This window comes from Compostibacillus humi, assembly GCF_014637175.1.
Lineage (GTDB): Bacteria > Bacillota > Bacilli > Bacillales > Amphibacillaceae > Oceanobacillus > Oceanobacillus humi.
Genome location: NZ_BMEV01000087.1, coordinates 1 through 9,250 on the forward strand (window position 1 = coordinate 1; position 9,250 = coordinate 9,250).

Sequence of the window (9,250 nt, forward strand, 5' to 3'; positions counted from 1 at the left end):
TTCCTTCAGACATGACGGTCACCCCCCATGCCCTTGTCTTAAGCTACAGCTACTACTGCCTTCACTGTTCGGGACTTTCACCCTATAGTCTGCACCCATGCCGGGCACACCAAGAAAAGAGGCTGGAATTTACCCAGCCTCTCAATTTACTCTGTCAATAAAGGATAGTATCCTTCTTCATTATGGGTTTCCGTGCCGACTAACGGCGGATTAAAGACACAAATCATGCGCATTTGTGTCTTCGCACGCAGTTTATGTTTGTCGTGTTCGTTGAGCAAGTACATTGTGCCCGGCTTTATTTGCCATACTTCCCCTGTTTCTGTTTTTTCGATTTCCCCTTCTCCTTCAATGCAGTACACTGCTTCAATATGGTTTTTATACCAGAAGAAACTTTCCGTCCCTGCTTTAATGATTGTATCATTTAAACTGAAGCCGACGTTATCCTTTTTTAAAATAAATCTTCTGCTAACCCACGTTTCCCCTTTCGCTTCGTCTTCTGTTCCAATTATATCTTCCAGTGATTTAACGATCATTTTATCACCCCTTGAAATGCTTTTAATCTACTCTATTTGGAAAGGACGAATTTCATGCATTGTTCTACGATATCCAGTCCTTCATGAAGCCCTTCATTATCAATAATAAGCGGCGGCAAAAACTTAAGCACTTCATCCTTCGGTCCTGACGTTTCCAAAATTAAGCCGCAGCGAAAAGCCTGTTTGCTGATTTTCTGGGCGAGTCCTTCTTCAGGTATGGCTATTCCTTGCATTAAACCGCGTCCCCTGGCTTCTCCTTGCAATTGAGGATATTTGTCCAATATATCTGCAATTCGTTTCGTGACTAAAGCTGCTTTTTCCCTAATTTCCATAGAAAATTGCTCGGTCTTCCAATATTCCAAAGCGACGGCAGCTGTAATAAACGCTAAATTGTTGCCGCGGAACGTACCGTTATGCTCCCCAGGCTGCCACCGGTCATGCTCCGGTTTAATCAAAGTGAGGGCCATCGGCAATCCGCTGCCGCTAATTGATTTCGACAAACAGACGATATCCGGTTCAATCTTCGCTTGCTCAAAGCTAAAGAACGTTCCAGTACGGCCGCATCCTGCCTGAACGTCATCGATAATGAGCAGCATATCCCAGCGTTTGCAAATATCCGCTATTTTTCTCAGCCATTCGTCCCGTGCCGCTTGCAGCCCGCCTTCCCCTTGGACTGTCTCCAAAATAACTGCCGCCGGGAGGTCCACTCCGCTTCCCCGGTCTTCTAAAAACTGCTCCAAATATTCCGCAGTATTTGCGCCGGGAAAATAGTTGTCATAGGGCATCGTAACGGTATAATGGAGCGGAACGCCGGCACCTTGCCGTTTCATCGAATTTCCCGTCACCGATAACGAACCGATCGTCATTCCGTGAAAGGCGTTGGTAAAGTGGATCACCGTTTTTCTTCCGGTCACTTTCCTGGCGATTTTCAGGGCGCTTTCCACAGCATTTGTGCCGGTCGGTCCCGGAAACATAATCTTATAGGAAAGGTTTCGGGGTTTTAAAATAATCTGTTGAAACCGTTCTAAAAAATTCCGTTTTTTCTCCGTTCCCATGTCAAGGCTATGAATAATTCCGTCATTTTTTATATAATTCACCATTTCTTCCTGCATCTTCGGGTGATTATGGCCGTAATTGAGCGCACCGGCACCGGCAAAAAAGTCGATAAATTCCCTGCCATCTTCGTCATACAATTTATATCCTTTTGCCCGGCCAAACACCGTCGGCCAGCTCCGGCAATAACTTCTGACGGCAGATTCATAGTTTTGAAAAGTGCTTAATTTCTCTTCGTTTAAAACAACAGACATCTACTCATCCTTTATTCATTTATATTTATCGGTCCAATTTGGAACAATAACTCGTCTTCGTGATTTTCTTGAGGAAAGTCTTCTGATGTAAAATAATCCTTTATCTTCCAATTCGTCCGGCATTTTCTTGCTAAACCGAGAAACAGCCGTTTTGACGGAATATTCGATGGTGAAACGGTTGCTTCAACGAAACGGACGTCTCGGCAGCATTCTCTTTTCAGCAATTCGAATAGCATTTTTGTCCCCAGTTTTTTTCCTCTTTCAGACTCATGGACAGCTACTTGCCAAATAAAGAGGGTATTCTCCTTCTCCGGATGGATAAATCCCGAAATAAACCCGACTAATTGTTCTGTTTTGCGATGGATAACAACGATAGAAGTTTCTGAGAAGATTTCACACCACATTAAATAGCTATAGGAAGAATTTAAATCGAGGTTTCCAGTATGCTTTATGAGGTTCCAGACAGCCGCTCCATCTTCTTTTCTCGGCTTGCGGTAAAGGTAATCCGTAGTTACAGCCGCTTTTTCTGCAAGTTTCGGTAAAGTAATATTTTCACCTCCCGTTCTACAATAACTAGCGTAAAGGGAATGCGATTTTCCGTCAAAACCGATATACCGTCGTTTACGGCTGTAATTTTTAGTGAACTATCATAAGTCTGCAATAGCGTCACTTCCTTGACAATTCCGGCGGAATCATTCCAAATAGTACGAATTATAACAAAATAAACTTCACCTGCAAGTTAGGTGAAGTTTATTTTTGGCTATACTTCTTCTTCCCATGTGAGCCGGATTACTTCCTCCAGCAAAACCGGTGTTTCTTCAAAGGCATTTTTTATCGCCAGTCTCTCCGTACGTTTATGAGGATCTTTGCCAAAGGGACCGATGTTTAAAACTGGCGCTTTTAGCGCTGCCATTTCCGGAAAAGGAATGTAATAGCTCTCCGGCCAGAGTGGGGAGTTTTTTTCATAGGTTTCCCATCCGCTTTGCGAACTTTCGCCGTGAACGTAGCTTAAATCACAAATCCCGTTAAAAAAGTGACATTGTTTTACCGGCAGCTGAAATTTCGTATGGGCCAATTCCGTTATTTTGCTGACACATTTTTGAATAAAAGGATGATGGGAACAATTAACTGCCGGGTAATAGGGCGGTGCGAATAATATGATGATTGCCGGTGCCAGCTCTTGGCAATGAAACATGAATCTTTCCGCAATACGCAATGATTTCTCCCGGTCATCCCCTTCCCCGGCAGCATGAATTTCAGCAATGATTTTTCCAGCTTCTTCTGCACCTAATTTATTCTTCGCATAGGCGAATAACTGCTGATAGCGAAGTACTTTTACTTCTCCTGCCGGCAAAACCCCGTGCTTTTCGCAAATTCCCCTATAGCGCTCGTTGCATTCGACTGCAGCACGTTTAGCCGTTTTCTCGAACAGGTCCATCACTTCTTCCGGTGTCCTTTTCATAAGAAAAATATTGTATAACGCAGATGAGCGATACGGAATTTGCGTCGAATATTGCAAATCGATATCCCGCTGCTGCAATGTAATCGGCAAAGGCGTCTTTTCGCCAAATTGGCTTTCCTGAAATTCTTCGTTCCACTCCATTATTTTAGTTAAACATGATGCCATATATGAGGAAGTCAATCCTCGGAGAGGCTCCCCTGCATGGGCTTCTTTGCCGAAAAACAATGCGGCAGCAAGTATTTTCCCGATCGTTCCCGTGTAAACAAAATAGTCATCATTATTCCCGTCCATCGAAAAGACTGGCTCACTGTTTAGAAATAGCTTATATTCAAGCCCATATTTCTTCTGAATGTCTAATAAAATGGGGACTGCATGCCGCATTCCGGATGAATTTACTTCCTCATCAGGAACGGTTAATAATAAAAGATTGATAGGCCAGTGATTAAGAATGGCCTTTTCCATTAATTGCAGATGGAGTGCCAGCCCCATTTTCATATCCATCGTTCCCCGCCCGAAAATGAAGCTTCCCGACTGTAAATCTCTGGCAGCTTCTGGTGGAAACTCCTTGGCGGAATCTGCCCAAACCTTTGTCAGTTGATCTGGCTTTGTCGCCAACGCTTCAACCTTGCCGTATTCAGAAGTATTCACCGTATCAAAATGACTGATTAAGCAAACAGTGTTCACTGCCTTTGGATGCTTATATAGAGCAGTTAAAAATTTTCTTCCCTTATCGGCATGATGGAGGGAAATATATTGGTCATACTTTTGAAAATAAGACACTGTCTGCAGCAAGTCTCTGAGTTTATACGGAAACCGTCTCTCCCCTTCGGTGAGGGTAACGCTTTTCCAGCTGACGAGTTCATTGAGCAGGGAACGCAGCTGGATTGGCGTTTGCCATCGTATCTTTCCCATGGTGATTCTCCTCACTATAATTTGTAAGCTTTCTAAAAGAATTTTACCAAATATTAGAAATATTGGACAGGCGAAATCAGCAAGAAACAAATACTCATCGGAAAGTACCTTGCTTTACAAAATGCCAGTTTCATAGTATATAATATTAGTACAAGGTTCTAATATCAGATAATACTAATAAGATTAAAATATCCCCCCTGCCTTACGATCACTTGATGAAAGGAGAGAAATATATGCAAGAGCAAGGGATACAGCAGGCCGTATTAAAAAGCGAACTAATCTATCCGCCGGAGGAAAAAATAAAGAAAACGACAATTGGGAGTAAGGAAGCCTTCGATTCATTATTAGCCGAATCAAAGAAAAATCCGGAAGCTTTTTGGGACAGAATTGCCCGGGAACTGAAATGGTACAAGCCTTGGGAGAAGACAATGACTGGCAGTCTTCCCGACTTTCAGTTTTTTGTTGGCGGAATCAGCAATCCTTCCATTAACCTGCTCGACCGGCATATTGAAAACGGAGCGGGAAATCGGGCCGCACTAATTTGGGAAGGTGAAAATGGAGACACCTCAGCTTATACTTATTCAATGCTCTTGGCAGAAGTAAATCGGTTTGCCAACGTATTGCGTGATTTCGGTGTTAGAAAAGGAGATTGTGTAGCTATTTTTCTGCCGAATCTCGCCGAAGCTATTATCGCGATTTTGGCCTGTTTCCGAATCGGTGCCATTTATAATGCCATTTTTTCCGGCTACTCAGAGAAATCATTAAAGGACCGGCTCGTAACCTTTAAGCCGAAAGTTATCATCACCGCCGACGGCACAAAACGCCGCGGAAAACTCGTTCCCCTGAAAGAAAAAGTGGATCACGTTGTTCCTGACGTCCCTTCCGTAGAAAAAGTCGTTGTCGTCCGCCGTTTAGGTACGGAAATCTCCATGACGGAAGGCAGAGACTACTGGTGGCATCAATTGACGAAGGAAAAAAGCATACATTGCGAACCGGAACGATTGGAAGCGAACGAACCGGGAATCGTCTTTTATACGAGCGGGACAACAGGAAAACCAAAGGGTGTCGTCCATTCCGGCATGGCATTTGTTATTCAAAATTATGTGTATGCCAAATATCATATGGACCACCACGAAGATGACATTTTCTGGTGCACTGCCGACGTAGGCTGGCTGACAATGCATATATGGGGCATCGTTGGTGCTCTTGCCAATGGGGTTACGACAGTTATATATGAAGGAGCCATTGACTATCCGGCAAAAGATCGCTTTTATCAGCTCATTGAAAAATATCGGGTAAACAAACTGTTTACCGCACCAACGGCACTGCGGATGCTAAAAAGTTTAGGTAAAGAGCCGCTGGAAAAATATGACCTATCCTGCTTGGACGTCATTTCTTTAGTCGGCGAGCCTTTCGATGCGGAAACATGGTATTGGACTTATGAAGTGCTCGGCAAGAAAAAAGTGTATATTAATAACACCTGGGGTCAGACGGAAACAGCCGGCTCCCCATTAGCCGGAGCAGCCTGGATTACGCCGATGAAACCCGGTTCAACCGGAATTTCCTTTTTGGGAGCCGAGTTTGCCATCGTCGATGACGAAGGAAACGACGTGGAACGAGGAACTTTAGGAAATCTGATTATTAAAAAGCCTTTTCCGATGTTATGCCGGACATTATTTAATGAACGTGAACGGTATTTCAAATCCTATTTCAGTCAAGTTGACGGTGCCTACTTTTGCAGTGACTTGGCATTAATGGATGAGGACGGATATCTATGGGTTGTCGGCCGAAGTGATGATGCCTTTAACGTGGCCGGACACCGGCTCAGCACGATGGAAATGGAAAGTGCCGTATTAGAATGTGAAGGCGTCGCAGAAGCTGCTGTCATCGGCATTCCGGATCCGATTAAAGGCGAAGTTCCTCTCGTTTTTGCCCGGCTTGCCGATGGAATAGACGCATCAGACAACATTAAAGAAAATATTTCTGCCAGCATAGTTCAGCAAATTGGCAAAATCGCCAAACCGAAATATATTCTCCTTGCCGATACATTGCCGAAAACGGTGAGCGGCAAAATCATGCGGCGACTATTAAAGGAAATCATAATTGAAGGGTCCGTCATCAGCGACGTAACCGGCCTGGAAAATCCTGAAGCAGTAAACCATATTCACGATTTAATTCAGCCATTAAAAAGCTAAGCCAAAAGCTTAGCTTTTTTTGATGAAAAGTTATCCAAACCCGGCACTTCCTGTTACAAGCCACTTGCAGCCTATCCTCTAAATTTGCAGTATTGGCAGGGAGCGAAAACATTTCGCACAATGCAGAAAGGCTCCTCCCCTTCCCCAATAAATGGTAACACTACATAAATCCGGCATCGCCTCTCTTCATTTTTTTGGCATGCTGCAAATGGATGAATACCTGTTTCTGACGCCACATACATATGATGTAATCGTGATTTTTCACAGCGGCATACCATTTGATTTTCAAACATACTGTCCCTTCCTTTTCTATCTTTTTTCCCTTAAAATAAAGTAGTACATTATATTTCCTGAATTCACTATATTTTCAACCAGCTTGTATCCTTGTGGAAAAGCGTTATTCAATAGTTTAATAAAATGTATGAAAGTGTCTATTAATAATGACAAAAGGAGCAGATAAAATGAACGTTTTCATCTTGGGTGGCGACGCCAGGTATATAGAAGTCATTCAGCTTTTGGCGGAACATGGCATGATGGTGTATGTGACCGGATACGACTCATTGCCTCAGTCTAAACCGAACATTATCGCATCGGATATGGAGAAGGCGCCAATGGAAAAAATTGATGCCATACTGCTGCCAGTTCAAGGTACAGACCAGGACGGAAAAGTGGAGACGATGGAGACTAGGCAAGAAATCTATTTGACAGAAAAATGGCTGCGAAAAACGTCGAATCATTGTGTTATTTATACTGGAGTAGCCAATGAATATTTAGAAACATTAGCAGCAGAAACGAAGCGGCAGCTAGTATGTTTATTTCATCGGGATGACCTGGCAATTTATAATTCAATTCCAACTGCTGAAGCGACATTAAAAATTGCGATAGATGAAACGGATACAACCATTCACGGAGCAAAGGTTGCTGTTATTGGCTTTGGCCGGGTCGGACAAACGGTTGCCCGCCTGTTTTACCAAGTTGGAGCCAATGTAACGGTGGCAGCTCGAAAATCGGCACATTTTGCCCGATTAACCGAATTAGGAATGACACCTATATCTTTTGATGAACTGGAAGCCTTCGCAGGAGAAATGGATCTTTTTATTAACACTGTCCCTGCTCTCGTCATAACCGAAAATATTATAAACAAGATGAAAAAAGATCCGGTCATTATCGACTTAGCATCTAAACCGGGAGGAACAGACTTTCATATTGCTGAAAAACTTGGGATAAAGGCAATCCATGCCCTTGGTCTTCCGGGAAAAACAGCACCGAAAACGGCAGGGCAAATTATCGGCAAAGTTCTGTTGCATTTGCTTCGAGAACAGCAAGCGGAATCCAGATAAAATATTTTCAGTGTAAAAGCGATTGGAACCGGCAACAATAACAAAGAAACTATTTTGTTGCAGGAGGTTACAATGCGTTATTTACACTTCATTTTGTCAATTCTTCTCGGAATATTGGCGCTTTCCGGATGCGGCGGAGAAGAAGAACACGATTCTTTTCAGGAATCCTCCGAACAGGAAGCAAATATCGTGTTCGCAGAAGAATTTATTATGTTTCTTAGCGAAGGACAATTTGACAAGGCAACCGAATATTTCGACGAGACGATGAAGGAAGATTTGCCTGCTAAGGAATTGGAAAACGTCTGGTCCTCCTTGGAAAAAGAATTCGGCCCTTTTCAAAAGCAACAGTATCAAAAAACGGAAAAAGTCAGTGATGAATACGAAACCGTCCTCTTGGAAGGAAATTTTGAAAAGGGGAACGTCATCTTTCAAGTTACGTTGGATCAGGATGAACGTATTGCCGGATTTTACATATTGGAGCCAACGGAAAATTAAAAATCAAGTAAGAGAAATCTTACTTGATTTTTTTGGTGTGCCCGGCATGGGTGCAGACTATAGGGTGAAAGTCCCGAACAGTGAAGGCAGTAGTAGCTGTAGCTTAAGACAAGGGCATGGGGGTGACCGTCAAGTCTGAAGGAAGGCGGCGGCAAACTTCCGCCCCGAGGAACACGAACCTCATATAAGGCTAGGTAATATTGAATGAGTCTGCCAAACAAGACAAAGTTCTTACTGCCAAAGGTATTACAGAGTAAATGAGGCGGGGATGTGGAAGGAAAGTCTGTACTCTTACCCGGGGAGAACCTGTTGGAATGCCGTGCGCTCACGGTAAGCAACTTTGTGAAGGGTTGTTGAACAACAGGCGTCAGCAGAGGTCATAGTACCTACTTTACTCAAGGAAGTAGGGAAGGACTGAACCGATTATGAAGAATCACGTCTAGGCGTTCATCCCGTTTGAGGAAGCAGAAAAGATAACAACCTACTTTAAGGAGGAAACGGTGAATCCCGTGGGAGACTTAAAGAGGGTGGAGAATGGGATGGCACAAGAAGAATGATGATTCACGCAGGAGGAAATATTTGATGATGGAACGGATTCTGGCACGACCGAATCTTTTACAAGCAATCAAACGAGTGGAAGAGAATAAAGGAAGTCAAGGTGTCGACCAAATGACCACAAAAGACCTGCGGAACCATTTGGTAGAAAATTGGACAGCCATCCTTACCCAAATAAGGTCGGGTACCTATCAACCAAAACCAGTCCGTCGAGTCGAAATCCCGAAACCAACCGGTGGAATTAGGAAGTTAGGTATCCCTACGGTAACAGACCGTTTCATCCAACAAGCCATCGCCCAACAATTAACGTTGGTATTTGACCCAGCATTCTCGGAGTTCAGTTACGGATTCCGTCCGAACAGGAGGGCACATACCGCGGTCAAACAGGCTAGAGCTTATATAAAAGAAGGATATCGCTGGGTAGTAGATATGGATTTGGAGAAATTCTTCG

At 43.6% G+C, this 9,250-nt stretch carries 9 protein-coding genes; 4 read left to right on the forward strand and 5 right to left on the reverse strand.

The features are described 5' to 3' along the window. Positions 1-146: 146 nt before the first annotated feature. From IEV18_RS15480 to IEV18_RS15500, 5 genes are all read right to left on the reverse strand, one after another. Positions 147-533 carry an ectoine synthase gene (locus IEV18_RS15480; RefSeq protein ID WP_188393289.1) on the reverse strand — a complete coding sequence of 129 codons (387 nt, stop codon included), beginning with the start codon at positions 531-533 and terminating at the stop codon, positions 147-149. 32 nt (positions 534-565) lie between these two features. Beyond that, on the reverse strand, positions 566-1,840 hold the full coding sequence (ectB, locus tag IEV18_RS15485) for a diaminobutyrate--2-oxoglutarate transaminase (RefSeq protein ID WP_188393290.1): 1,275 nt from the start codon (positions 1,838-1,840) through the stop codon (positions 566-568). A gap of 11 nt (positions 1,841-1,851) precedes the next feature. Continuing rightward, positions 1,852-2,388, reverse strand: coding sequence for a diaminobutyrate acetyltransferase (gene ectA / locus IEV18_RS15490; protein WP_188393296.1), 537 nt, complete (start codon positions 2,386-2,388; stop codon positions 1,852-1,854). Further along, a complete protein-coding gene (locus tag IEV18_RS15495) occupies positions 2,352-2,501 on the reverse strand; it encodes a hypothetical protein (protein ID WP_188393291.1) in 150 nt (49 codons plus the stop codon). Before IEV18_RS15495 ends, ectA begins: the two co-directional genes overlap by 37 nt. 99 nt (positions 2,502-2,600) lie before the next feature. After that, positions 2,601-4,214, reverse strand: a complete 1,614-nt coding sequence (locus IEV18_RS15500; protein WP_188393292.1) for a M20/M25/M40 family metallo-hydrolase — start codon at positions 4,212-4,214, stop codon at positions 2,601-2,603. Between the two features lie 233 nt (positions 4,215-4,447). Here IEV18_RS15500 and IEV18_RS15505 point away from each other — a divergent pair, with 233 nt between their 5' ends. From IEV18_RS15505 to IEV18_RS15520, 4 genes are all read left to right on the forward strand, one after another. Further along, entirely contained in the window at positions 4,448-6,409 is a 1,962-nt protein-coding gene (locus IEV18_RS15505; protein ID WP_188393293.1) for an acetate--CoA ligase, read from the forward strand. A gap of 461 nt (positions 6,410-6,870) precedes the next feature. Then, positions 6,871-7,749, forward strand: coding sequence for a dipicolinate synthase subunit DpsA (gene dpsA / locus IEV18_RS15510; protein WP_229733684.1), 879 nt, complete (start codon positions 6,871-6,873; stop codon positions 7,747-7,749). 72 nt (positions 7,750-7,821) lie between these two features. Then, positions 7,822-8,244 carry a DUF3887 domain-containing protein gene (locus tag IEV18_RS15515; protein WP_188393295.1) on the forward strand — a complete coding sequence of 141 codons (423 nt, stop codon included), beginning with the start codon at positions 7,822-7,824 and terminating at the stop codon, positions 8,242-8,244. Positions 8,245-8,826: 582 nt separating this feature from the next. Next, a partial coding sequence (locus IEV18_RS15520) for a reverse transcriptase domain-containing protein (RefSeq protein WP_373281952.1) occupies positions 8,827-9,250 on the forward strand: 424 nt, incomplete at its 3' end.

Coding starts and splice junctions, on each gene's coding strand:
- IEV18_RS15480 (WP_188393289.1), bottom strand. CDS start 533: ATGATCGTTAAATCACTGGAAGATATAATTGGAACAGAAGACGAAGCG.
- ectB (WP_188393290.1), bottom strand. CDS start 1,840: ATGTCTGTTGTTTTAAACGAAGAGAAATTAAGCACTTTTCAAAACTAT.
- IEV18_RS15500 (WP_188393292.1), bottom strand. CDS start 4,214: ATGGGAAAGATACGATGGCAAACGCCAATCCAGCTGCGTTCCCTGCTC.
- IEV18_RS15505 (WP_188393293.1), top strand. CDS start 4,448: ATGCAAGAGCAAGGGATACAGCAGGCCGTATTAAAAAGCGAACTAATC.
- dpsA (WP_229733684.1), top strand. CDS start 6,871: ATGAACGTTTTCATCTTGGGTGGCGACGCCAGGTATATAGAAGTCATT.
- IEV18_RS15515 (WP_188393295.1), top strand. CDS start 7,822: ATGCGTTATTTACACTTCATTTTGTCAATTCTTCTCGGAATATTGGCG.